This window comes from Endozoicomonas sp. SESOKO2 (assembly GCF_024606245.1).
Classification (GTDB): Bacteria; Pseudomonadota; Gammaproteobacteria; order Pseudomonadales; family Endozoicomonadaceae; genus Endozoicomonas_A.
On record NZ_JAHHPQ010000280.1, the window covers coordinates 1 to 1,035 of the forward strand.

Genomic DNA, 1,035 nt, shown 5'->3' on the forward strand with positions numbered 1-1,035 from the left:
GGTCTATATTCGGGACGCCCTCAGGTTGGTCCGTCCAGACGTCCTTTAAAGATGGATTGGCAATGTTCTCTTCAAAGAAGGGCGAAAACCCTTCATGACAATGAGTGACGAAAAAGGCACCGACTTCTTTCTCCTGAATGACTTTATAAGCCAACCGCCATTCCTGGCTATTTTTTTCCCCGGACAGCAATGCCTGATACCACTTTTTCAGAGAATGAGCGGCTTCAACCTCCAGTTCATCGACATCTTTCAGACGCATCAATAGCTCATGGTGCTGAAGGGCATCTGCAATATAACTCTCATACATCGGCTGTGGATCCAGCCAGCCCGAAGTCAGAGCTTCATGGGCAAAGCGAATAACCGAAGGCTCGGCTAAGTTGCTGTATTTCAGAATGTACAACATTGAACTCAACCACTGCTGTGGGCTTGCTCCGCTCTGAACAACCATTTTTGAGTGCAATGACTTGAGCAGTTCAATGACCTGGTTTGCATCACTGTTGGGCAATATTTCTCTTAATGCCAACGACATCGGTTTATAGCAACATTTCACGTTGGGAGGCAGATCGCCGATCAATGTCTTTTCGTCTTCACTCAATGTTTCTATCTCCAGTAACATTGAGACACCCATGGAAAAACCGGGTAAATCCAGTCTCTGCCATAGGTTCCTTACAATTTCGAGAGTACTCAGATTGATTTTTGGCAATGCACCGTTTGTCTCCAGCGTTTTTTTCAGTCCCTCAAAACTCATGCCACAGGCTTTTGCCAGAGCTTGCTGTTGTGCTAAATCAGCCCCTTTCAGGACATCACTCAGGAGTTGTCTACTCTGCCTGGACTCAGTACCGGAAGCACTGACCTTCCTGGTGGGCTGGAAGTCAGGCAGAATTTCTGTTGCCTCGACAGGTGCCCCACCCAAATCCACTGACATCCAGGTTTGGCCTCCATCTGCGGAACACTCTGCAAAGGCGTGGGTGCGGTTAGCAATTTGCCGACATGGAATGCCAAAATAACGACAAAAAGCAATAAAAACAGGCACAC

1 protein-coding gene is annotated in these 1,035 nt (G+C 47.5%); it reads right to left on the bottom strand.

Translation table 11 applies throughout. The features are described 5' to 3' along the window. On the bottom strand, positions 1 to 1,035 hold a 1,035-nt coding region (locus tag KDK17_RS06610), incomplete at both ends, for a transglutaminase-like domain-containing protein (RefSeq protein WP_257287652.1).